Raw genomic sequence first — 24,615 nt, 5'->3', positions numbered from 1 at the left:
GACCTGGGATCGCATAACGCAGATCACCGATGACTGGCTCCCCAAGGCTCGCATCCTTCATCCATGGCCGAAGCTGCGCTTCGCCGTCAAACACCCGAGGTAGGAGCCCGGTGCCTTAATTGGGCTCGCCGGGATCTGCGCGGGGGGCGCCCAGTGATGGGTGTCCCTACCGCGAACAGAATGCGTTTGCGCCACTGTTTTTCAAGGATTTGCTTTCGGCAATATGGGCACTGCTGAGACGGCGGCCGAAGGATGAGATCGACGATGGCGAAACGTACGGCGGGCATGGTTGGTTGAGGCGGAGGCCCGTTGATTCTCTTTTTTTTGCCCCGCGTATGCGAGGCGATGATGTTGCAGGAAGGCGTAGGCAATCATTGTCATCAGGGCGTGGCGATGAAGACCTTGCCATGATCGCCCTTCGAAGTGATCAAGTCCAAGCTCCTCCTTCAACTGCTGATGCGCCTGCTCACAAATCCACCGTGCCTTAATGGTCTCATCGACGCTGAGGACAATGGCTCGGTTCGGGTAAAGCCAGACAATATCGCGCACCTTATCGACGAATAGCGGATCGCTCGACAGTTTAAATGTCTGGCTGCGTTGCGGCTGCAGGCCGAACGCCGTCCACTTTCGGCCGATCGTGGTGTGAGAAAAGCCAGTTTCCGCAGCCATCGAGCGGATCGACCAGTGCGTCCGTCGCGCGGCGTCGTACGCAATGTCCGCTCGATTACCACAGCAACCTGATCGTCGTCGATGGTTCGAGGGCGCCCAGGACGGGCTTCGTCAAGCAGGCCATCACAGCAATCCTTCAAGAATCGGCGGCGCCACTTGCCAACGGTGTGTTCATGGATGCCAAGTTTGGCAGCCACCGACTTGCTTGGCAGACTATCTGCACACCGCAGGATCGCGCGGCAGCGCTCAGATAGCGATTCGGCAACGCGATGACGACGAGCCTCTCCAAGTACGCCCGCTCCTGCGGACTAAGCACCAGCGGCGCGATCGGCCGGCCTCGCACACCCGCATTCGCCACGAGCACTCTCCTCTGTAGAGATTCGAGCTATCAACTAATGTGACGAACTTGCGTTCCAGAGGACTAGTCTAGGGTCCAGACTCAATTGAGCCAATATGCGACGAGAGCGGCGAGATGAACAGCGGCCAAAAAATTACGGGCGAGCTTGTCATATCGCGTGGCGATGCGCCGGAAGTCCTTGAGCCTGCCAAAGCAGCGTTCGATGACATTTCGTCCTTTGTAGGCGCGTTTGTTGAAGCGATGGATGACGACACGGTTAGATTTATTGGGGATTACGGGCTTGGCGCCACGACGAATGATTTCGCCGCGAAGCTTGTCGCCATCATACCCTTTGTCGGCGAGGAGCACGCTCATGGGTGGCGCGAGCGCCAGGACATCGGGAGCCGCAGCGATATCGGCATCCTGGCCTGGAGTCAGATGCAGGACGACCGGCCGGCAGAGCGGACCGCTCAGCGCATGGATTTTTGTCGTGCGGCCTCCGCGCGAGCGGCCGATTGCTTGATTGTGCTCCCCCCTTTTCCGCCGGAGGCACACCGGTGAGCTTTAATCGAGGTCGAGTCGAGCGACAGTACGACGCCGTCTTCGCCAGGCTTGGCCAGCGCTTCGAAGATTGCGCACCATCGTCCTCGCTTGGCCCAGCGATTGAAGCGATTGTAGATCGTCGTGTAAGGGCCGTATTCACGTGGACAATCACGCCATCGTGCACCCGATTGCAGCATGTGAATGATGCCGCTGACGGTGCGTCGGTCGTCGTCCCGATCCGGCCCCGTCAGTCCCCTCGGCAGATGCGGTTCGATACGCGCCCATTGCCTGTCGTTCAGCCAAAACAAACCAGCGCGCATTCTCTCGCCCCCGAATCAACACGTAGGCAAGAGAATCACGTGGCGCTATTTAGGTACAGACCCTAGTCCCATCAGTAGGACTCGGTGAAATTAAAATCAACGGCGACACAGCGCCGTAGTCGGGGAAGCGCAGAGGGCTTCCTGTTGACATCACACGGGCCGGGTCTGCACGCGCCACCGCGCGTACACATTCAGCGCGCGAGCGGGCCACTCTCGGGTAACGTGGCCCTTGTCGGTATCGAGACCAATGTGAGCAACTTGGCGCCACACGCCGCGACGAAGTGCCTGCATAGCCTGCGAATTCACTTCGGCACGCGACTTGCTCTCTTTGCGGCATCACCACCAATCGCTTGCGATGATCCTCGGGGGCGGACTCGGCGCGCGTCGCTGTTAGCGTCTGGTCCGCCCCGACGGTTTGCTGCGGCGATAACTTAAGGGCGCTCGGTCGTGGGCCGAGACAATACAGGGAAGTGTTGGATGCGATCCGGAGTTCTTCTTTTAGGAGCCACGACAATTGCGCTCGTCGCAAACGGTGCAGCGAACGCGGCAGACCTTGAGCCAGAAGTGAAACTGCCGCCCGCGGTGTGGAACTGGTCGGGAGGCTATATTGGCGGGCACCTCGGCGGCGGCTACGGCCGAACCTCCTTCAGCAATCCTACGGTCCGTCAATCTATGGCGATGTCGTCGATACCCCAGTGCTTCTCGCGGGTGGCCAGATCGGCTACAATTGGCAGAAGAATGGCTGGGTGTTCGGCGTCGAACTCGATGCCAGCGGTGCTGTCTCCGACGGCACGAATACTTGCCCTCGCCGCCTCCGGCTTTGTCGTGAGTGCAAACTGCAAGGCAGGTCCCAACGTCTTTGCCACCGGGACTGGGCGCGTCGGTTACGCGTTTGGCGCGCTGGGCCGCACGTTGGCCTATCTTAAGGGAGGAGTGGCTTGGCAAAACAATCGAGGCGACGTCGTCAACAACTTTGAAGGCGGCGCGCCACAGGAGAAAACCCATTTCGACTATGGTCGCCTCGGTGGCGTCATCGGGCTAGGCGTCGAGCAAGCACTTACGTCTGCATGGTCGGTCAACGTCGAGTATGACTATCTCCATTTCGGCGGGCCGAGTGTCGCAACGCCTCCGACGGTGCAGAATCCGCCGTTCGCCATTCTTCCGGCGAACATAACCAGCCTCTCCAGCAGCTATCACATCGGAAAGATCGGGTTGAACTACCATTTTGGCGCCGACCCGTGGGTGGTGCGTTGGCCCGATGCGCCGCTCTACGCAAAAGCGCCCGCCGGCGCGGCGCCGATTGCTTACACGGCCGGTTGGTCGTTCGAAGGCGGATCGCGACTCTGGCTCAGCCGGGGTCGATTCCAATGGGACCGCAGCGCAGTGGCCTCCGGCGGCCTTGAAGACCCCAGCATGCTAATATCGAGGCTCACCTATCACGGACTTGACGGACTTTCCGGGGAGCTATTTGGCCGTCTCGACAGCCCGTGGGGGGTGTTCCTGAAGGGCAACATTGGCCTTGGGCGCTTCGACAAAGGACACATGAACGACGAAGATTGGGGCCTCCCCCCGAACCTCTCCTATGTCAACACGATATCAGGCCAGGCCAACGGGAGGTACACCTACTACACGGCCGACGTAGGCTATGATTTCCTCCGCGCCGCCAACTACAATGTCGGCGGCTTTATCGGCTGGACGTATTACGAACAGAGCTCCGATTCGAGGGGGTGTGTACAGATAGCTGCCCCACCTCCATGCTTGGCGCCGGACGACGACCAGGTCGTTGGCAGCCAGAATACTCAGTGGAATGCAGCTCGTGTCGGCCTAAGCGCCGAAACCATGCTCACCGAGCGTTGGCGTTTGAACGCTGACGTCGCTTACCTGCCCTGGACCGATTTCAAGGGGCGTGACCATCATCTCTTGCGCCCGACGACCATGTTTGATGAACAACGGAGCAATGGGGGCCGAGGCGTCCAGGTTGAAGGCGTTTTGTCCTACTTCGTCACCAGGAACTTCAGCGTCGGCGTCGGTGGCCGCTACTGGGCGATGTGGACCAACAGCCGAAGCGACTCATTGTGCAGCAGCAGCGGCTGCGTTGAGCCGACCATGCTTGCGAAGTACAGCATGGAACGCTGGGGTACGTTCTTTCAGGCCTCCTATAAGCTCGATTGAAAAGATCGCACCAAAAGCCAAGAGCCAGGCTTTCGACGCCCCCTCAAGCTTTGGTAGTGACCATCCACCTCCGCGCCACCTGGACCGGCATGCGGATTATCCGAGCCGTTGTTGCAGGCGAGCGCAATCCCGACGTGTTGGCAACCTATCGGGACGTGCGTTGTCATTCTTCGACCGAGACAATCCGCGCGGCACTGGTGGGCAACGACCGGGAAGAACATGTCTTCGCCCTCCGTCAATCGCTGGAACTATACGACGTTTACCAGGCGAAGATGCTGGACTGCGACCGCAAGCTCGAAGCCTTGATCGCCGTATTGAGCAACAAAGGGGCAAAAGCGGGCGCAAAGTTATCAAAGCCACGCGTTAAGACCAAGCAGGTCAACACACCTACCTTCGATGTCAGGGCCGCGCTGTACGGAATGCTCGGCGTCGATTTGACTGAGATCCATGGGTTAGGTCCGTCCCTCTCGCTGAAGCTCATCGGCGAGTGCGGCACGGATCTGAGGGCATGGCCGAGCGCCAAGCACTTCACCTCGTGGCGCTGCCTTGCACCGGGCAACAAAATCTCCGGCGGCAAGGTGCTGTCTTCACGCACACGAAGATCGTCCAGTCGGGCAGCCGCACTGTTGCGATTGGCGGCCACTACTGTCGGACGGAGCGATACGGCGCTCGGCGCATTCTATCGCCGGCTATCCTCACGTGCAGGCAAATCAAAGGCGGTGACGGCGACCGCCCGCAAGATCGCAGTTTTATGCTACAACACCCTGCGGCACGGCATGCCCTACAGAGATCCGGGTGCAGACCAATATGAGCGACAATATCGCAGCCGTGTGCTCGCCAACCTTCAGCGCCGAGCCAAATCACTGGGCTTCGTGTTACAGGCTCTTCCGGGGGACGCCAATCCGGCTGTTTCTTAGGAAGGCCGCAGCCTACTTCGCGAAGGAAGCGACATGAAGTTCGCCTTCGTCGCGAAGCACCGGACGATCTGGCCGGCGGCATGGCTATGCGATGCGCTGGGAGTGTCGCGGTCGGGCTTCCATGCCTGGCTCAACCGCTCTCCCAGCGCCAGATCCCGCAGCGACCAGGAGCTCGGCGGCAAGGTCAAGGCCAGCTTCGTCGCCAGCGACCGCACCTATGGCGCACGCCGGGTGTGGCGTGACCTGCTCGCCGACGGGGCGGATTGCGGCCTGCACCGGATTGAGCGGCTGATGCGCCTGCAAGGCTTGCGGGCGCGGCCGCGACGTCGGCGCTTGCCGAAGGATGACGGCGATCGACAGCTCGAGACCGTACCGGCGAACCTCCTTGACCGGCAGTTCGCCGCCGAGCGTCCCAGTACACCAGCGAGCAGTTCCAGCGCCTGATGGCCGACCACGGCATCGTTGCAGCATGAGCCGCTCCGGCAACGTCTGGGACAACGCGGCGATGGAGAGCCTCTTCTCCTCGCTCAAGACCGAGCGTACGGCCAACAAGATCTATCGAACCAGAGACGAGGCACGCGCCGATGTGTTCGACTACATCGAACGATTTTACAACACGACCCGCAGGCACTCGACCATCGGCTATCTCAGCCCGGTTGCGTTCGAGCGCAAGGTGGGATTAGCTTAACCGGGTGTCCATCAAACCGGCAGCAGCTCAAGTGAAAAGAACTAGCTGCAGTTGCCTTTTTGATTGGCCGCGATCCGACATCGCGCTAACCCAGTAGGCCGTAAGCGTGGCGCAAGCTTGCGAAAGATGCGCAGTTCGGTCGATCGTCGGAAAGCTGGACGCTGATCAACTACAGCCTGTTTTGGAGGGCATCGAAGAGGCCGTCGCGGCTCTCGAAGCAGCCGAGGATCACGCCAATCCAAGAACCTGCGAGAAGCGAACTGCCGAGCGCAGAGCCAACCGCGGTCAGCTGCCGGAGTATTTGCCGCGCATCGTCGAGACCCTGATGCCCACTGCAACCTGCCGCCCGTGCTGCGCAGGCGTCCTTTTTGAAATTGGGAGCGATGAGAGCCAGAGGCTCGACGTCGTACCGGCGCAGTATCGCGTAATCGTCACTCGCCGGCCCAAACTGGCCTGCCGCGCTTGTCATGGCGTCGTCCTCCAGCATGCCGGGCCCGAACACTGCCCACGGAGCGGCTGGTCAGCGCATGTGATCGATGCCAAGTATCATTGGCATTTGCCGCTTTATCGCCAGGCGCAGATGTTGGCGACGCACGGCATCGCCATCGACCGTCGGCCAAGCCGGTAGTCTGATCACGTCCGCAAGCGTGGTCGGCTTGGAGTGAGCACGTCTGCATAGTCCTCGAGAGCCAACCTTCTTTCCTCGCTGATCGCGTCGGCGGCATGAAACTCGAGACCTGCGACAAGTTTCGCGGATACCGATACCGCGGCGGCGTGCTGCACCGAAAGCTCGCGGTGACGCTCAATCACATCAAAAATCGTATCAAATTCAGTCGCCATGGCGCATTTGCCCCAGGCCACATTAGATCGGCACCAACCAATCCTGGTAGGTGCTTCCAGTCCTTCTCAGCGATACTGCTTGGTAGCACCCTTGGGAATTGAGCCTCTCGGGGGGCCGCGGTGGTCGGTCTCGCTTATCCAAGGGCGAAGGCTGGCCACCGAAGTTTGCAGCGCGTGGTAGGGATAAGCGCTTCCGGAGGCGTGAGCGCCGAGTCACCGCCGCCAACTTCACTGGCCGCGCGGGCGCGGTAGGGACAGCGTCGGGTTCTCACTCCCGACGGCGCCGAGTCATGTCCGCGTGCCTCCAAGTCCGCGTGTGCGCCGCGGAGTGGAGCAACCATGATGCCAAATTTATTGCCTCGTACGATCTAAAAGAGGCAAGGTCGGACCCGCACGAGCGCTTTCTTACAAATGCGATCGAGTGCGGCTGGTCTCCCGGGAGTTTGGACCCTGACGACATTCTATTTGGAGGGTTCATTTGTCGATCAAACGCAAACGGTCGCAGCACTCAACCATCAATCCAGCCTTCGACTCCAACGAGAAAGAGAGACTTGCTAGCAGCTGGGCCACATCTACGACGATTGAAGCTGCTACGTTCCGGTTCTCGTGAATAAGGGAAACTAAGGCGCGGCAGTTGGTCTCCGCGGGTACAGCAAACAGGCCAGCCTACAAGGCGCTGCTCCTTGGAGCCCACCAAATCCGGTAGTTGAGGCGACCGCGGCAGATTTGCAGAGTACGACCCCGTTTATCGATCCCAGGGGCGATGCCGGAGCAAGCTTATGGCAAGCGTTCAGTACTTCGTCACGCGCCATAAAGGCCAGTGGATGGTTGCGCTCAATTGCGAGTACTCCGGCCCCTACGCCACTGAGGAAGAGGCGATCCGCGTCGCGGTCGACGCTGCCCACAAGGAGGGAAAGGTAGGACGCGACGCTCAGGTTCTAGTTCAGGGCCATGACCACAGGTTCAGACACGAGTGGACATATGGCCAGGACCCATACCCACCGTCCGGCTAAATCGGGCTGGCGCTGGCCTTCTGGGCCGATCTCGGACACGGCCCTCAGGTGGTCACCCCGTAGTTTTGCAGCAGCGCCTTCTCGATCGCGGGCAAACAACTTGGCTTTGGCGCGCTGTCGACCAGAAAATGGCTTCGTTCTCGACGTCTTGATCCAGCGCCGAACGCGCTGCGCAGCGGCTCATGAAGAAGCTGTTGAAATACGCCGGCACGCCGCCGCGCGTGATGATCACGGACAAGCTCGTACGGCCCTGTGAGGGCGAAGATGGGCTTTCACGTCGAACATCGCCAGCACAAAGCTCTTAACAATCGGGCCGAGATTTCTCATCAGCCGACGCGGCGACGCAAGCCGATCATGAAGGGTTTCAAATCGTCCGATCAGGCTCAACGGTTTCTGTCAGTTCACGATCAATCAGGTCGCGAACCTTTTCCACATCCCCTATCCCGGAGCCGTCACCGCCGACTTCCGTCGTGCTTCGCGCGAGCGAGCCTTTGCGACTTGGCGCGAAATCTCCGCGACAAGCCGAATCTCGAACTGAGAAGCGCCTCCTTCGGCTCGGCGGTCGATTAAGTTGACGATGCCCGACGGTCTCCTGTAATCCAAGAGGCCACAGATGCTCGGACCTCTCGTTTTTCCCCCGACCCAAGCTGTTCTTTCTCTCGGCGATCGTTTGGACCGCACTGACGATGCTGGTCTGGTATGGCTTCGCGAGCAATCTGTTCGAAGCGCCGCAAAAGGCAGGTCGGGTTGGCGACGTTCTCGTCGGCGCCGGCTCTCTGGTTCGACCTCTATTTCGCCGCGTGCGCCGCGATATTTGCGGCTGGCTGGATGTTGGTTGCGCCGCACCCCTGGGCGACGTGGTCGATTCTTGGCTCCGCGCTAATACTGTTCACCTCCTACTTTCAGGTCCAGGTCAGCGTCGCCATCAACAGCTGGTATGGGCCATTCTATGACCTTGTCCAGGCCGCGCTTTCGAAATCGGCGCAAGTGATGGTCCAGCAGTTCTACAGCGAGTTGTCGACTTTTGCCGGCATTGCTCTTGTTGCGGTCGTGTCGGTGTGATGACGCGTTTCTTCGTCAGTCACTACATCTTCCGCTGGCGGACGGCGATGAACGATATCTATGTTGCAAGCTGGCCGCGGCTGCGCGCCATCGAAGGCGCCTCGCAGCGCGTTCAGCAGGACCCCATGCGCTTTGCGAGCGGTCGGATATTCCTTCCAGGCTGCGTTCCGCCACCGCTTCCGCGGCGCGACCAGAGCCTTCGGATGATCCAGCCATCCAGCTGATGGAAGGTATCCCTCCATTGAGGCCGCCTTGTTTGACGGACGCGAGCGCTGCAGGTCCTAGGGGTAATCCTAGCATTACAGTTGCCTTTTTAGGAGATGTCTGAATCTATGGACACCATGATTCGGAGGTCGTGGACGCCAGCAGCGTCGATCGAGGAGACGCTTGCGTTGTGGGCGGCGTCGCTTCCAGAGATCAAGAAATGGATACGTCCGTTGTTCACGCAAGAGAGATGGCGTCACCTTGGCTGGCTGCTGGTCACACAGCCGGCGCAAGTTCTATGAGCTGCATGTTGCAGGAAGCTTGAAAGTGGCAACGGCGACGGTCGAGCGGATGGCGAAGCTCTGGCAGGTCGAGAAGACCATACGCGGTCAAAGCCCCGACGTAGGCGTTGCCGCGCGCCAGCAAGCCTCCACAGCGGTCGTCGCAGATCTCTTCGATCTCTGGCAGCAGACATTGCGGCGGATTTCCGGAAAATCAAAACTGGCTGAGGCAATCCGCTATGCCGTCTCGCGCCGTGCCATCTTCGAACGCTTCCAGACTGATGGTTCGCATCGAGCTCGACTCCAACATCGTTGAACGCGCCATCTGACCACAAACAATTACGAGAAAGAATAGCCTCTTTGCCGGTAGCGACGGCGGCGGACGAACCTGGGCGAACCATCGCAACACTGCTGCAGACAGCAAAGATGAATAACGTCGATCCGTGCGCCTGGCTCAGCCTAACGCCTCAGCGTATCGCCAACGGCTGGCCGAGCGGCGAAATCGACGCGCTTATGCCATGGAACCACGCCGCCTGACGGCCGCAGCTTGCCGCTTACCCTTCGACCGAGTACGTGGCAACGAAGAGTGGCAGACGCTCCGAACGCGTAAGCGCTGGCGGTGCCCATGCCAAGGCAATGGGGGCCAAGCTGGTCTTTGCGAAGCTTGACCGGTTCAACCTCAAACCGGGCTTGCTTCGGTCACCGCTGGCAACCGGCGACCCGGGGTTCTGCAGCGACATTCGTCAGCTTATCGACAGGTAGGCCTGCTAAGGGCAGAACGCTGCCACGTTGACGGCCCTCCGGGACTTATCTGGTCAACGAAATGGCAGGAAGCCTCGCAGCAGTATCGATCCATTTGCGCGTTTGGGCTCGTGTGAACAATGATCATGACACCCGGCCTGCTTCGCGACCTTGAGGAGCGGGGGTATTCTTGTTTTGGCGATGGAGATATTGATGAACACAGGACAGGCTCAGTGGAGTGCAGGTTCTTCCTCGGCCGCTTCTGAAGAGGGGGAGCAGGAAAGTTACCTCAGCGGCTTCAGCCGAGCCGTGGCGGATTTGCTCGAAGCCATGACAGGATATCGGACCCCGGCCTCCGCGCGCGCGCAGTTGCTGGACAACTGGGCGGCCGAAGAGGGGCAGGGCGAAGCCGAGAATCGGCGACAGGGACGCGCACGAATTAGGGGGGCGGACAACACTGGCTCGCACTCGCTGGATTTGTCCTCCCTCTCCCTGACCGCTTTGCCCGCCGCCCTGCCGCCAAGATTGCTGGAACTGCGCGCCAGGCACAACGAGCTAAGCAGCCTGCCCGCTAGCTTCCCACCCGGTCTTCAGCATCTTCTCATTAGCCATAACCGGTTGATCAGTTTGCCGGACGCTCTTCCGGCGACCCTCTCTCGGCTGGAGGTGGCCGATAACAGCTTGACCAGTCTGCCGGCCAACCTTCCGGCTGGGCTCGAGATCCTGAACGCAAGCGACAACCGACTAACTAGCCTGCCGGACGCTCTCCCGAGCAGGCTCACCTCGCTCGCGGTTAGTGGCAATCAGCTGACCGACCTCCCCGACTACCTCCCATCGGGGCTCATTGAACTCGATGTCAGCAGCAATCAATTGGCCGACCTCCCCGCCCCCCTTCCGAGCACCCTCCAATCGCTCAATCTCAGCGGTAACCGGCTGACCAGCCTGCCTGAGGATCTTCTTGAGGGGCGTGTACCGAATCTTAGTCTCAGCTACCCGCATTTGGAGAACCTCGAGTTCGGGGATAACCCGCTGCCGGACGACGTCCTCGCTAATCTGGCGACGGCTGAAGCGCCACCGCAGCTTGCGCAGCAATCTCTATATGAGGCTGCCGCGCAATGGCTCGCAGACGACCCGGCGACGCTGGCCAAATGGCAGCACTTTGCGGATGAGCCAGGCGCCCAGGACTACGCGCAGTTCCTGGAGAGGCTACGAGAGACCGTGAACTACGGCAATGACGAGTTTCGGCAGGCAGTGGCTGATGATCTGCAGCAGGCGGCCGCCAATCCGACATTGCGCGAGCAGTTCTTTGCGCAGGCGTCCGAGGCCAACGCGAGCTGCGAGGATCGTGTCACCTTGCACTGGAATGGTATGCAGACCGCGCGCCTCAACGCTGACGTCGAGGACGGGGTATATGACGATCGGCTTGGCGATCTGATCCAGCGCGGCCGTGTCGCGTTCCGCTTGGAGGCGTTGGACGAGATCGCGCGCGACAGGATCAACTCGCTCGCCAGCGGCAACCCGAACGTAGACGACATCGAAGTCTACCTGGCCTATCAACATCGGCTGCGCGAGCCGCTGGAGCTCAGTCACGTCGCCCCTGACATGCGCTTCCTGGCGGTCTCTCACGTAAGCGAGGATGATGCGACGGAGGCGCTCGACCTGGTCCGGGAGCGGGAAGCAAGCCAGTTCACCGACTTCATGGCAAGCCGCTGGCAACCCTGGGAGACGGTGCTGAGGCGCATCGCTCCAGACGAACATGCAGCGATGCAAGACCGGCTCGTCGAAGCCATGGGCGAAGAGTTCCAAAGCCGTCTGGATCAGCGACTGGCCGAACATGGTCTGGTGGGCGACGTCGATGCCGAGCGGGTGCTCGGAGCCCAAGTCCGAAACCAAATCGCAGGCGAGATCAAAGGCGAGGTCATGCACCGGCTGCTCGCAGAGCGCGGCCTAGAACAATAAGACTTCCCAACAGTCCCGCGGGGATATTCTTCGTTGCTCTGTGGCGCTGCCTCAAGATGGATCCTGCAATCGACATCATCTTTGAGCTGACGATTGCCGATTGGCGCTCGAGCGAGGAGGCTTAGGCGCGGCCCGTTGAGGCAGCACGCATCTACCGCCGTGAAGATCGCACGGTGTGCGGCAGCATGAAATGGTCGGCGCGCAGCCTCATTGCCGATTCCTTGTAAGACGGGATGCCCGGGCCTTCTACCGGGCTGCGGAATGCTCCGCCGGAATTCTGTCGTGACCGCGCGCCGCCTTTGCTTCGTACTCGTCCTCGGGCGAGCGAAATCGACGCGTCAACAACCGGCTTTGATCATCGCGATTGTCGCGGTCGGTCAAGTGCATGCTCTCAGTCGTTTGAACGAGCGGGAGCGCGCGAGCGGATCCATCGGAGAACGCATTGCCGAAGTTTTCGTTCTTACTGGCGCACGATTTCATAGGTCACGCCAATGCCACGCGCCGCCAGCACTTCAGCACGTCCTCGACCATGCGCAAGCTTGAGAGGAAGCCGGAAATACAACCAAGCGGCATAGCTGATTACTTCCGGTGGGAAGCGATGGCGGCGATAAAGAGGGGTCCGGGCGGTCGGCGTGCTGGTCGTCACCACCCCCTCGGCGGCTCCAATTCGTTAACTTAACGCCATCCAGAGTCTTCCGAAGCCGTCGACCAGATGTGTCTCGATCAGTCTGCTGTCTTCCTCATTTAGACGGCCCGGCTTGTCGAACAGCGTCAGCGGAATGGTAGCTTCCCGACATCATGGAGCATCGCCGCGAGCCCGAGTCGCCCCAATACTTGCTGGCGAAATAATCAGCGCCGCCGCAGACAATACGTAAGCAGTGCTGAAAGGTGGCCCTCGTGAGCCAATGCGAACACAGGCTTTGAATTTCGCTTTATTTGGCTGCTCGCAACATTGGCGTGAGCGGCGGCGAAGAACCATGTTGTATTTTGCCAATGACCTCGAAGCCGTGGCTTTGATAAAAGGGGATGTGATCGGGATTCGAGCTTTCCAGATAGGCGGTAATGCCCTGCTCATCGCATCGTTGAAGAGCGTATTTCATCAACAATGTGCCAAGTCCTTGTCCGACCCAGTTCGGATCGGCCGCGATGAGAGGCAGGTACCAATGCGGCTCGGACGGATGATGTTCGGCCATTTCCTGCCGCAGGAGCGCCATATCTTCGGTGATCGCCGGGTTCAGGGACAGCGCCATTATTTCGTCTAACGCGGACTCGTCTTGCTGCACGCCAGGCGGCAGCCACAGGGCTGCGGCGCGGATCCCTTCCGTGACGTATGCTGTGCCGTGCTCGAATGCTGGTCCACCAGAGGCGTTAACGAACCGAGGCATGCTCCGAAGATATTGGCTTGCGTCAGGCCAACTCCACCGCATCAATGGATCGGCGGCAAAGCCGAGCACAATTGTCCAGACGGTGCTTGTTCGAATGTTTGCATTCGCACATTTGATATCCGACTCCGCCGGCATAATGTGGGTTCCAAATTTTCTGTCTACCTGTCAGAGTTACGTGGCACGACATAAAGAAGACGTGGCCGATCACCAGATTCCTGATATCGACCGGCTGCACCTGGGTTCTGCCCGCTGATGGTCATGTTCCGTAACGACTCAGAATAGATCCATCGCCCGGCACCGGCTCGCCGTGCTCAGCTTCCGGAGCGCTTTTTCATCACTGCAATCCCTGTGCCATACTGAATGTCGAGCGACGGCATCGTCAACTTAACCGACCGCTGAGCTGAAGGAGGCGCTTCTCAAAGGTTCGAGATTCGGCGATAGCGCTTGTCATGGAGATCTCGCGCCAAGTCGCAAAGGCTCGCTCGTGCCAAGCACGACGGAAGTCGGCAGTCAGGGCTCCGGGATAGGGGATGTGGAAAAGGTTCGAGACCTGATCGTGAACTGACAGAAATCGGTGGGCCTGGAGGAGTTGAAACGCATCATGATCCGCTCGCGTCGTCGCGTCGGCTGATGAGAATTCTCGGCCCGATTGTTGAGAACTTTGTGCTGGCGATGTTCGACCCAAAGGCCCGTCTTTGCCCTCGCAGCGCCGTACGAACGAAGCTTGTCCGTGATCATCACGCGCGGCGGCGTGCCGGCGGATTTCAAGAGCTTCTTCCTGAGCCGCTGCGCAGCGCGCGAGTCTCTTCCGCGCTGGATCAAGACGTCGAGAACGAAGCCATTCTGGTCGACAGCGCGCCAGAGCTAATGTTGTTCGCCCGCGATCGAGATAACGATCTCGTCCAGATGCCATTTGTCACCGCGAGCGGGAGCGCGCTCGCGGACCGATCGGAGAACGCCTTGCCGAATTTCGGTCCCCACTGGCGCACGGCTTCATAGGTCAACAGTGCCACGCGCCTCCAGCATTTCCTCGACTATGCGCAAGCTTAAGGGAAACGGGAACTACAACCAAACGGCATATTGACGCCGCCCCGGTGGGCTGCGCCGACAGACTTTCAGCGGTTGCGCAAAAGTACGGTGCACTGCGTGAGCGGGCTGGTGAGCTCGAAATGACGCTGCAACGGAGCCGGACGGCGCGGTCGCGGCCATCTCGTTTGAGCATTCACGGTCGCAAATCGACGCAGAGCGCGGCCCAACCCAAACAACGTCGACTGGTAGAGAAGCGTTCGCCTGAGCTGAACTTCTTGACGGTGGGGCGACCGCGAGTCACCGGACCCGGATTAACGAAGGTCGTCGAACGGCCCACGAAACCCTCGCCAAGGCGTGGGAGGCGAAATCCGCTGCTGCTGGCGCGTTCCAGTCGGCGAGCGCTCGCTGCGAGGAAGCTGCCGCGGGAATGGAGGCCGCGAAGAATCGCCGCGCTTCAGCCGAAGGGGCCTTCAATATGGCCTGTCAGGATATCGCCCGGTCGCAGGGTCAGGTGTTCCCGCTGATTGCCACCGACCCGGCTGTGTCCAGAGCGCTACGAACACAGAGCTGGCCCCGGTTGTTTGGACAGCGCCCCGCTGGATTTAAGTGGATTCCTGCCGGGTTATGCTGAACGCGGGGCTTTACGGTTTTGTCGTTGCGTCGGGAGGGCGTAGCCCGACCAGAGCGACGACAAAACCGTCGGCGACGGTCATGCGGCCATCACCATAGCTTGCGTGCCGAAGTAAGCCTCGTCGGGCGTGCGCCCGTCAAGGCTCGAGTGAGGGCGTCCCTGATTGTAGAAGGCCAGATACTTGGCAATTGACGCTCGCGCCTCGGACACGCTGTCGTAGGCGCGGAGATAAACTTCTTCGTATTTGACCGTGCGCCAGAGCCGCTCGACAAACACGTTGTCGCGCCAGGCGCCCTTGCCGTCCATGCTGATGGCGATCTTCGCGTCCAGCAGCACATCGGTGAACTCGAGGCTGGTGAACTGGCTGCCCTGATCCGTGTTGAAAATCTCGGGCCTGCCGTGCTTCGCCAACGCCTCCTGGACCGCTTCGACGCAGAAGGCCGCCTCCATTGTGATCGAGACGCGATGGGCCAGGACCCGTCGGCTGAACACATCGACGACCGCCGCGAGATAGACGAAGCCACGCCGCATCGGAATGTAGGTGATGTCCATTGCCCACGCATGGTCGGGCCGCTCGATCTTCAATCCGCGCAACAGGTACGGGTAGATCTTGTGACCCGGAGCCGGCTTGCTCGTTTTCGGGCGACGATAGACCGCCTCGATCCGCATGCGCTTCATCAGCGTCGCGATGTGGCGGCGACCGGCGTATACGCCCTCCCGCCGCAGCAACGATCGCAGCATACGCGCTCCCGCGAAGGGATAATCGAGATGCAGCTCATCGAGCCGACGCATCAAGGCAAGGTCCTCGGCCGAAACTGGCCGAGGTTCATAGTAGACCGTGCTGCGAGCCAGCTTCAGGACCTTCGCCTGGCGCACGATAGAAAGATCATGATCGCGGTCGATCATCGCTTTGCGCTCAGCAGGCCCGCCTTGGTGAGCGCGCCGGACAAAAAATCGTTTTCCAACGCCAGCTCGCCGATCTTGGCATGTAACGCCTTCAAATCGACCGGCGTCTCGGCCGATGTCTTGTCATGCCCAAACACGCCGGCGGCGCCTTCCAGGAGCTGGTTTTTCCAGATCGTGATCTGGTTCGGATGAACATCAAACAGTTGCGCCAGCTCCGCCAGTGTCTTGTCGCCTTTGACCGCAGCCAAAGCAACCTTCGCCTTGAATGCCGGAGAATGCGTCCGGCGGCTCTTCTTCGTCATCTTCGCTCCTGATTCGCAGCAAGAATCCTCGCCGCTGTCAGGCAGAAAATCCACTCAAGCTACTGTCCGAATTTGCGGGGCCAGCTCTCACGAACTCAAGAGCTCGACCGAACCGTAAATGATACGGACGCCGCCGTCCTGATGCGTCGGGACGACCTGGAGAGATCGCTGGAAGGGCTGACGCGGAGGCATCGACTGACGCCGTTGCAACCCTGACAACGGAAATCGATGCTCAACGAGCTGCCGATTGGCGTGATGCATGTCCCGGGCGCGGGAATTCAGGACAATCTGGGCGACAAGGCGAAGAAGCTCGGCATCCCGGTCTGAAAATTCGGCGGCGCGTGAGCGCCGCAAATTTCTACTACCCGACTTGAGCGACGAAATCGCGCAACTTTCGCTCCGCTTCCTCCGCCGCCTTCTCTACGGCAGGAAAGATCGTGGCCCACACCTCAGCCAACTCCGGAAACTCCATTCGCGCCTCGGCCGGGTTTCAGCGGTAGGGAAATTTGTCGTACCACGTCACTCTTTCGACGCTTGAGGGTCAGAAGCGCTACGCTTCCGCTTTTCAGTTCAACAGCAGCAGCTGTGAGCGCCAGAACCTCTGAGACACGGCCGCCACTTTGCAATAGCACCGTATAGGAAAGTCGGCGTGCAGGATCGAGCCCTTGTGCCGCGCGACGGAAGCGACGGCGCTCCGGTAGTGTCAGGTATTGTCGAATACCCGATGTCGAAAAATAGAGCGAGCTCTCCGCACAAGGGAGCCGGGGGGCTCGCGGTCGAGCGGACGATTGATTTCACAGATGGTAGATGGACTGCCGCTGTCCTTAAATGAGGAGGGGAAATGTCGCGTCCCGTATTCGTCGTAGGATTGATTGCAGTCTGCTCCTTCTTTCTTTGCCACCATAGACCGCAGCACAGGGACAGCTGTGCGATCCGTGCCTACGCTCAGGTGAGAAATGCTGCGGTCTGCAGCCGTCTGGTTCGGCGCGCGTTCAATGTAGCGTCGGTTATGGATACGAGCGCACCGGCGCCGAACGTCGCTGTCGCCAGAACCAGCGGAAGTGTTCTCGCCACTGACAGAGCGACAATACACTCCTGACGTGGTGCCTTGGAAAAAGATGCCCCATGAAAATGGGAGCGCAGTCCCCTGCGCTCCGGTCGTTCTTACCATATACGGAAACGGTCACGCTGCCCGTTGCATCACAGCTGTAGCTCTGATCATCGCTAAAGTTCTGATGACAATATTTGGACTATGGACCGGGATGCCACCCCTTCTTGCGCAGCGTGTTGTCAGAACTTTAACAGAGTCGATTGTCAGCTCTGAAACAATGTCTGACTTCCGACGCTACAAACATTCGTAGAAGACGCAGAGCAGCTGCGATTTTCATCGACACGTCCCTTGCTTGGTTCGCGGACGAACATCTCGGATCGCTTTTCCAGGGGGGGTGCTGAAGGTTGCCTTCTCGCGTGTCGCCACGAGCGCCGTGGTCGTCAGCTTACTCTGAGGCAACATGAAACTAGGCTTCAAGCAATAAGGTCGCGTTGGCTTGGCGTCTCCGCCCTCAGCGGTCGGACTTATCAGACGTGATGCCGACGGCCATTTGTTCTTAGGACATCGAGATTGTCGATCTGCTCAGCAAGGGGTTTATACCCGGACGTCGTTTGGCGAACGCAAGTGACAAGCGTCCGCAAACAACAGGGGCCTTTGGCATGAATGTGGCATCAGGGCTCAGTGCAGGGCGGACATCGGTTAGCACGTGATGCCCCATAACATCGGGGTGAAGGAACTTCTGATGAGGGCCGTATCGATTGAGTTCACTAGTACCCACTTTTCTTGGAACGTGAGTCGTGATTCAAGGTCGGGATGATACCCGAAGCAAGAGAAGTCCACCTTTCGAGGAAAGATCGCAAGGTGCTTGAGGCGTGCTGTCGCTCACCGGTGACGTTGCAGCGCGATTTGAAGCGGGCGCGGATAGTTCTGTTGGCGGCGGATGGGCGCAGCACCCGGTCGATCGCCAAGGAAGTTGGGGTCCAGCCGCGGATTGTCAGCCTTTGGCGGCATCGCTATGCCGACCATGGCCTTGAAGGGCTGCAAGACAAGCCGCGGCCTGGCAAGCAGCCGATCTATACGAAGACGACCGACAAGCGGATTCTGAAGCTGCTGGATAAGCCGCCACCGCAAGGGTTTGCGCGCTGGACCGGCCCCCTGCTGGCCGAGGCGCTGGGCGATGTCGATGTCCAATATGTCTGGCGGTTCCTGCGCAGCCACAAGATTGACCTGGTGGCTCGCAAGTCCTGGTGCGAGAGCAACGACCCGAACTTTACGGCCAAAGCCGCCGATGTTGTCGGCCTCTATGTCGCGCCGCCGGCGAAGGCCATTGTGCTGTGCGTGGACGAGAAGCCCTCGATCCAGGCTTTGGAGCGAGCGCAGGGTTATCTGAAGTTGCCCAATGGCCGCGCCTTAACCGGCCAAAGCCACGATTACAAGCGGCATGGCACCACAACATTGTTTGCGGCGCTCGAAGTCGCCACCGGAAAGATCATCGCGACCCATTCAAAACGCCGGCGCCGCGTCGAGTTTCTCGATTTCATGAACAGCGTCACCGCGACTTTTCCGAACCGCAAGCTTCACGTCATCCTCGACAACCTCAACACCCATAAAAAGAACGAGGACTGGCTCAAGGCCCACCCCAACGTGCAATTTCATTTCACGCCGACAAGTGCGTCATGGCTCAATCAGGTCGAAGTATGGTTTTCCATCTTGCAGGGGCAGTCGCTCAGCGGCACCTCCTTCACGAGCCTCAAGCAGCTTCAGGAACACATCGATGCCTACGTCAACGCATACAACGACAGAGCCGAGCCCTTCGTCTGGACCAAGAAAAAGGTCCGTCAACGCCGTTTCAAAGGCCGCCGTATCACTCAGCTCTGATTCCGGGTACTAGGCTGGTGTTTTTGTACTTCGTGAGCGTGCTTGCGGCCTTGCTTTTGCTGGTGGTGAGCAACCGCGGAGCCATGGCAAAACGCTCCGGCTATCGGAGTGATTGTGCCGGGATGCTGATTGTTTCTTCCATCCTACTTGTTGATAATTTTCAGTCGGAATGCCAAGCCCTCCATCTTTTCAGTGACAACCAGCCCATACGAGGGGAGCTCTTTGAGCGGGGTGCGGATCTGTTCAGCTTCAATGGGGCTAATGCGGGTGCACCGTGCAACGCTGTATTGGCTCCTGTGATTCTTCCAGCGCCCTCGCGTCTGCGCTATCGATCGATGACGCTGAGCGGTGACGAGCCGTCAAATTATCCCGACGAAGACGTTCTAAAGAGGAGAGCAGACAAAGGGCCTCGAGTGGCGTCGTTCGCTCCTGCAAGATCGTTCCGGCAGAATGGTCCGGCTCTCCGTGCGGAGGCGCCTGTCAGTTCGATGCTGATGCAGAGGCTAGTTTCTTTGGCATCTCATAGTTTTACGACCTCGGCCGGGGTCAAAATTAGCTTCACGTTGATTATGGCGTCAAACCCGAGCGGTACTGCTTTTGGTCCACAGGTCTTAATGGATGCCGACAGTAAAGCTTTGGTCTGCGAGATCTCGCCCATGGATGCGGAAAGCATCTCTGCGTTTCGGCACTCGCTGGCGCAAGCCTTTGTTCAACAAGCGGCGAATCCCGGTGGGGGGCTCCCGAGCAAGGATGTCGATGATTTGTTTGCGAACAACTGGGCTGCTAATGCAACAAATGGCATTATGGGCGGTTGCCTGCTCGGGAATAATAATGAAAGCGGAAGGATAGTGTAGCGCAGCACATGGGTTGTCACGAACTCCACGAACGAGTCCGGGCCGCCAGATCCGGAATGTCCCTCTTCAACTCCTGTAACAGGAGGGCGTAATTCGCCCGATATGCTCGTCGCCCAGCCATTCCATGTCGTCGAGCACCGCCCGCTGGCCGTGGAGCGAGCCGAATTGAAAAGTGCAGTGCCTGCCGTCGCTTGATAATCGTGTGGACGCGTCGGGTTGCGGGCCATTAGCGGACAACTGGCAGGCAGCTCTTCATAGCTTAGGCGTCGGCGATCGACCATCTGGTCCGTCCCATCGAACACAGGCGGCGCGCCCTCATCAATTGCCATCTGGGCTGACGAGCGCTTGCGCGCACTAGGGTCTGTACCTAAATAGCGCCACGTGATTCTCTTGCCTACGTGTTGATTCGGGGGCGAGAGAATGCGCGCTGGTTTGTTTTGGCTGAACGACAGGCAATGGGCGCGTATCGAACCGCATCTGCCGAGGGGACTGACGGGGCCGGATCGGGACGACGACCGAAGCATCGTCAGCGGCATCATTCACATGCTGCAATCGGGTGCACGATGGCGTGATTGTCCACGTGAATACGGCCCTTACACGACGATCTACAATCGCTTCAATCGCTGGGCCAAGCGAGGACGATGGTGCGCAATCTTCGAAGCGCTGGCCAAGCCTGGCGAAGACGGCGTCGTACTGTCGCTCGACTCGACCTCGATTAAAGCTCACCGGTGTGCCTCCGGCGGAAAAGGGGGGAGCACAATCAAGCAATCGGCCGCTCGCGCGGAGGCCGCACGACAAAAATCCATGCGCTGAGCGATCCGCTCTGCCGGCCGGTCGTCCTGCATCTGACTCCAGGCCAGGATGCCGATATCGCTGCGGCTCCCGATGTCCTGGCGCTCGCGCCACCCATGAGCGTGCTCCTCGCCGACAAAGGGTATGATGGCGACAAGCTTCGCGGCGCAATCATTCGTCGTGGCGCCAAGCCCGTAATCCCCAATAAATCTAACCGTGTCGTCATCCATCGCTTCAACAAACGCGCCTACAAAGGACGAAATGTCATCGAACGCTGCTTTTGCAGGCTCAAGGACTTCCGGCGCATCGCCACGCGATATGACAAGCTCGCCCGTAATTTTTTGGCCGCTGTTCATCTCGCCGCTCTCGTCGCATATTGGCTCAATTGAGTCTGGACCCTAGTGCAATCGTGCGTTCCACCAACTACCGATATCACTGCCAAGGACTCGATTGTCTGGTTCGGACCAATGTCCACAACCGGACGCATGTACCATGAACAAACCCGCTTGAGGATCTCCATCTTCGAGCGGCACGCAGCTTGCTTCGTTTGCGCAGGCGCTCGTTATTGGACAGGAAGGGGCAGCGGAGTGCATGATGCGATCTGGAGTTCGTCTTTGGGAAGCCACAACCATTGCGCTTCTAGCCCGCGGCAGGCCGGCCCGGCCGACTTTGGGCCAGCAGTGAAGCTGTGTCTGATCCTCTGGCACCAATCCGCAAACGGCGGAGCAGAACACAACATTGGCCTCTGGCCCCGACGGTTGCGTTATTCGCGGCTTCGCCCTGAGCCTTCCCATTCTGCACATCAACGGTTTCACCCGCTCGCGCTTCACCGCATGGCTCCCGGCCCGCATAATGGCCGTCATGCGCCGGGGGGCGTGAAACGGCCGATTAGCAAGCAGCTGGCATATTCGCCGCAACAACAACAGATCAGCATCCTTCGGAGTAGGTCGCAGCTGACAGATATCGGAACGACCCACGCGAACCAAGTGGCATGGTCGGCGGACCGACAGTTCGTCAAAGCTTTGGCCAATGAGCGCGGACTGCTCGTGTTCCTGATCCCTTTGCTGAAAAAGCTGCCGCCCAAGATCGCCTATCGGAGACGCGGAGTTTCTCCGCGATCGGCATTTCGCGCTCCGCCCATAGCGCTGCTGCTGCTCCTGGGCTCTCGCAGCTTGCTCCAGTAGCTGTGCTTCCAGGCATAGTTCGGTTCGGATGAACCTGATAACCCGTCAGATCAGCCATCACATGCTTCCGCAAACCTTCCAGCGCGACGCCTTCAGCACGAATTCCCTGGGCCGAAGCGAGGCCGACTTGAAGAGATTTCAGCGTAGCGGTTCGCGTCGATTGCCGAGGGTTTCTGCGCAACCGCAAGAGGGCTGGAGCCAGTGCTACGGCTCGATGCCGAGAATTTAAGGTAACGTGTTCACCATTTTCCTGCTCGCTGTTGTGGCTAGTTGTATCAGGACGTCAAGTAAGTGTGAGTTCATGCAACTGGAGACTTCGGTCTGGCCGCCAGTCTGCGTTGGCCGCTTCATCAGATTGTTGGCCTTGCTGACCCGACGGAAAGGTTAGTGGCTGTGGCTGCGCATCGTCACAAACTGACTGCGGTTGCGCCAGGGCACGATCCGTGGCTCTTCACGTCGCTAGTCTGCGACTGCTTGCTTGCCATAGCCGTTGTCATCGCGACTGGTTTCGGCCCCGTCGTAAAGGCATCGGCGCAGAACGTCTCCTACAATACGCAGCCGCCGCGTCCGAAGCCGCCGAAGGCCGCCAACGACAACCAGATGCTGGTTCAGGCGACCGAGGTCGTCTACGACTACAATAATTCGCGGATCTCGGCGGTCGGTAACGTCCAGCTGTTCTACAACGGCACCAGCGTCGAGGCTAACAAGGTCGCCTACGACCAGAAGACCAAGCGGCTCCATGCCGAAGGCAACATCCGCATGACGGATGCCGAGGGCAAGATCACCTATGCCGAGACGATCGATCTGTCCGACGACTATCGCGACGGATTCGTCGGTTCGCTCCGGGTCGATACCGCCGACCGGACACGGATGGCCGCAACGCGCGCCGACCGTTCCAGCGGCAACTACACCGTGTTCGAGAACGGCGTCTACACGGCCTGCGCTCCGTGCAAGGACGATCCGAAGAAGCCACCGCTCTGGCAGGTCAAGGGTGCCCGCATCATCCACGACCAGCAGGAGAAGATGCTGTACTTCGAGACGGCGCAGCTCGAGTTCTTCGGCGTGCCGCTCGCTTACATGCCCTACTTCTCGACGCCCGACCCGACCGTGAAGCGCAAGTCCGGCTTCCTGATGCCGGGCTTCACCTCGAACACGGGCTACGGCTACGGCGTGGAGGTCCCGTTCTACTGGGCGATCGCGCCCGATATGGACGTGACCTTCAACCCGCGCATCACCTCCAGGCAGGGCGTGCTGTTCCAGGCGGAGTTCCGCCAGCGCCTGATGGGCGGCGCCTACCAGATCCGTGCTTACGGCATCGACCAGCTCGATCGCGGCGCCTTCGCCGGGCAGCCCGGCGACCGCCAGTGGCGCGGCGCCGTCGAGACCAAGGGTCAGTTCGCGCTGAACGACAAATGGGTCTGGGGTTGGGACGGCGTCGTGATGTCCGACTACTATTTCTTCTCGGACTACCGCCTGTCGCAGTACCGTGACCCGCTCGGTTCGTTCCTGAACCTGCCGACCGACGCGGTCTCGCAGCTCTATCTGACCGGCGCCGGCAATCGCAGCTTCTTCGACGCACGCACGATGTACTGGCGGAGCTTCTCGGGCAACCAGGACAAGGTCCCGATCGTCTACCCCGTGATCGACTACTCGAACGTGCTCAACTATCCGGTGTTCGGCGGCGAGTTCAGCTACAAGACCAACTCCGTCAACCTGTCGCGTGACAGCGCCGTGTTCGATCCGATCACCACGCTCGCCAACACCAACAGCCTGTGCACGACGGCGTCGGCCGATCCGCTCGCGCGCACGCCATCGCAGTGCCTGCTGCGCGGCTTCCCCGGCACCTATACCCGCCTGTCGGCGGAAGCGCAGTGGCGCAAATCCTTCACCGACCCGCTCGGCCAGATCTGGACGCCGTTCGCCGGCCTGCGCGCCGATGCAATCAACTCCTCGGTCTCGAACCAGCCGGGCGTGTCGAACTACCTACCGGTCGGCGACACCCAGGCATTCCGCCTGATGCCGACGGTCGGCCTCGAATACCGCTATCCCTTCATCAACGTTCAGCCCTGGGGCTCGACCACCGTCGAGCCGATCGCGCAGATCATCATCCGCCCGAACGAGACTTATGCCGGCAAGTTTCCCAACGAGGATGCGCAGAGTTTTGTATTCGAAACGTCGAACCTGTTCAGCGTCGACAAGTTCTCCGGTTACGACCGCGTCGAGGGCGGCGGCCGCGCCAATGTCGGCGTGCAGGCCACCACGCAGTTCGACAAGGGCGGCGCGGCCAAGGTGCTGTTCGGCCAGTCCTACCAGCTGTTCGGCATGAACTCCTACGCGGTCCGGGACTCCATCAACACGGGCCTCGATTCCGGTCTCGACAAGCCCCGCTCCGACTACGTGGCGAGTATCGACTACTCGCCCAACCGCACCTACACCTTCAGCGTCCGCTCCCGCATGGACGAGCAGACCTGGAACGTCCAGCGTTTCGAGGCCGAAGGCCGCGCCAACTTCGATCGCTGGTCGATCAGCGTGATGTACGGCAACTACGCGGCACAGCCGGAGCTCGGCTATCTGACCCGCCGCGAAGGCATCCTCACCACCGGCTCGCTGAAGGTCGCGACCAACTGGGTGGTCACGGGCTCGGCGCGCTGGGACCTCGAGGCCAACGAGATCAACCAGTATGTGGTCGGTGCCGGCTATGTCGACGATTGCTTGGTGCTGGGATTGAACTATCTGAAATCCTACAATTATACGGTAGGCGGCGTGCCCCCCGTCTTGAATGAGACCTACATGCTAAGTATAGGTCTACGAACATTCGGGACGATCGCAATCGGCTTCTGAGGCACGGATAGCGGCG

Annotated in this window: 10 protein-coding genes and 11 pseudogenes; 13 read left to right on the top strand and 8 right to left on the bottom strand. The window is 59.9% G+C overall.

Annotated elements, in window-relative coordinates; genetic code table 11:
• Positions 1 to 201: 201 nt before the first annotated feature.
• The 3 genes and pseudogenes from ACVJ19_RS00305 to ACVJ19_RS00295 form a co-directional block, all read right to left on the bottom strand.
• Positions 202 to 492, bottom strand: a pseudogene (locus tag ACVJ19_RS00305) (IS701 family transposase); the annotation flags it as partial.
• Positions 447 to 866, bottom strand: coding sequence for a helix-turn-helix domain-containing protein (locus tag ACVJ19_RS00300; protein WP_453947782.1), 420 nt, complete (start codon positions 864 to 866; stop codon positions 447 to 449). The pseudogene ACVJ19_RS00305 and the gene ACVJ19_RS00300, both read right to left, overlap by 46 nt.
• A gap of 242 nt (positions 867 to 1,108) precedes the next feature.
• Positions 1,109 to 1,891, bottom strand: a pseudogene (locus tag ACVJ19_RS00295) (IS5 family transposase).
• 455 nt (positions 1,892 to 2,346) lie between these two features.
• Here ACVJ19_RS00295 and ACVJ19_RS00290 point away from each other — a divergent pair.
• The 4 genes and pseudogenes from ACVJ19_RS00290 to ACVJ19_RS00275 form a co-directional block, all read left to right on the top strand.
• The gene (locus tag ACVJ19_RS00290; protein ID WP_456739343.1) at positions 2,347 to 4,041 is read left to right on the top strand and encodes an outer membrane beta-barrel protein; all 1,695 of its coding nucleotides are present in this window, start codon (positions 2,347 to 2,349) and stop codon (positions 4,039 to 4,041) included.
• 83 nt (positions 4,042 to 4,124) lie between these two features.
• Positions 4,125 to 4,958 (top strand): annotated as a pseudogene (locus tag ACVJ19_RS00285) (transposase); the annotation flags it as partial.
• A pseudogene (locus ACVJ19_RS00280) lies at positions 4,959 to 5,646 on the top strand (IS3 family transposase); the annotation flags it as partial.
• 113 nt (positions 5,647 to 5,759) lie between these two features.
• Positions 5,760 to 6,259, top strand: a pseudogene (locus ACVJ19_RS00275) (IS66 family transposase zinc-finger binding domain-containing protein); the annotation flags it as partial.
• Between the two features lie 20 nt (positions 6,260 to 6,279).
• On the opposite strand, the gene ACVJ19_RS00270 reads toward ACVJ19_RS00275, so the two are convergent.
• A complete protein-coding gene (locus tag ACVJ19_RS00270) occupies positions 6,280 to 6,486 on the bottom strand; it encodes a hypothetical protein (RefSeq protein ID WP_223153709.1) in 207 nt (68 codons plus the stop codon).
• A 779-nt stretch (positions 6,487 to 7,265) separates the two neighbouring features.
• On the opposite strand from ACVJ19_RS00270, the gene ACVJ19_RS00265 reads away from it, so the two are divergent.
• The 5 genes and pseudogenes from ACVJ19_RS00265 to nopM all read left to right on the top strand — a co-directional run bounded on the left by ACVJ19_RS00265 (position 7,266) and on the right by nopM (position 11,746).
• Positions 7,266 to 7,499 (top strand): DUF2188 domain-containing protein, encoded by a 234-nt coding sequence (locus tag ACVJ19_RS00265; protein ID WP_018648284.1) that lies wholly within the window; start codon positions 7,266 to 7,268, stop codon positions 7,497 to 7,499.
• Positions 7,500 to 7,525: 26 nt separating this feature from the next.
• Positions 7,526 to 8,069: pseudogene (locus tag ACVJ19_RS00260) on the top strand (DDE-type integrase/transposase/recombinase); the annotation flags it as partial.
• A 129-nt stretch (positions 8,070 to 8,198) separates the two neighbouring features.
• Positions 8,199 to 8,785: pseudogene (locus ACVJ19_RS00255) on the top strand (SbmA/BacA-like family transporter).
• Between the two features lie 226 nt (positions 8,786 to 9,011).
• Positions 9,012 to 9,583: pseudogene (locus tag ACVJ19_RS00250) on the top strand (IS66 family transposase); the annotation flags it as partial.
• Positions 9,584 to 10,000: 417 nt separating this feature from the next.
• Positions 10,001 to 11,746 (top strand): T3SS effector NEL-type E3 ubiquitin ligase NopM, encoded by a 1,746-nt coding sequence (gene nopM / locus ACVJ19_RS00245; protein ID WP_026312873.1) that lies wholly within the window; start codon positions 10,001 to 10,003, stop codon positions 11,744 to 11,746.
• A gap of 397 nt (positions 11,747 to 12,143) precedes the next feature.
• On the opposite strand, the pseudogene ACVJ19_RS00240 reads toward nopM, so the two are convergent.
• From ACVJ19_RS00240 to ACVJ19_RS00225, 4 genes and pseudogenes are all read right to left on the bottom strand, one after another.
• A pseudogene (locus ACVJ19_RS00240) lies at positions 12,144 to 12,392 on the bottom strand (IS6 family transposase); the annotation flags it as partial.
• A 286-nt stretch (positions 12,393 to 12,678) separates the two neighbouring features.
• The gene (locus ACVJ19_RS00235; protein WP_063629895.1) at positions 12,679 to 13,266 is read right to left on the bottom strand and encodes a GNAT family N-acetyltransferase; all 588 of its coding nucleotides are present in this window, start codon (positions 13,264 to 13,266) and stop codon (positions 12,679 to 12,681) included.
• 249 nt (positions 13,267 to 13,515) lie between these two features.
• Positions 13,516 to 14,340, bottom strand: a pseudogene (locus tag ACVJ19_RS00230) (IS6 family transposase).
• Positions 14,341 to 14,869: 529 nt separating this feature from the next.
• A protein-coding gene (locus ACVJ19_RS00225) for an IS3-like element ISRj2 family transposase (RefSeq protein ID WP_453947781.1) occupies positions 14,870 to 15,999 on the bottom strand; the annotation gives its coding sequence in 2 pieces (ribosomal slippage) (positions 14,870 to 15,747 and positions 15,747 to 15,999; 1,131 coding nt in all).
• 1,864 nt (positions 16,000 to 17,863) lie between these two features.
• Between ACVJ19_RS00225 and ACVJ19_RS00220 the strand changes: the two genes are divergently transcribed.
• The 4 genes and pseudogenes from ACVJ19_RS00220 (at position 17,864) to ACVJ19_RS00205 (ending at position 24,599) form a co-directional block, all read left to right on the top strand.
• Positions 17,864 to 18,928, top strand: coding sequence for an IS630-like element ISRj1 family transposase (locus ACVJ19_RS00220; RefSeq protein ID WP_011084514.1), 1,065 nt, complete (start codon positions 17,864 to 17,866; stop codon positions 18,926 to 18,928).
• 17 nt (positions 18,929 to 18,945) lie between these two features.
• A complete protein-coding gene (locus tag ACVJ19_RS00215; RefSeq protein WP_453947780.1) occupies positions 18,946 to 19,782 on the top strand; it encodes a hypothetical protein in 837 nt (278 codons plus the stop codon).
• A 398-nt stretch (positions 19,783 to 20,180) separates the two neighbouring features.
• Positions 20,181 to 20,963: pseudogene (locus tag ACVJ19_RS00210) on the top strand (IS5-like element ISBj2 family transposase).
• 1,269 nt (positions 20,964 to 22,232) lie between these two features.
• Positions 22,233 to 24,599, top strand: coding sequence for an LPS-assembly protein LptD (locus tag ACVJ19_RS00205; RefSeq protein ID WP_223153708.1), 2,367 nt, complete (start codon positions 22,233 to 22,235; stop codon positions 24,597 to 24,599).
• Positions 24,600 to 24,615: the final 16 nt, after the last annotated feature.

The organism is Bradyrhizobium sp. USDA 376 (assembly GCF_054063675.1).
This window is presented reverse-complemented; position numbering and strand designations above follow the sequence as displayed.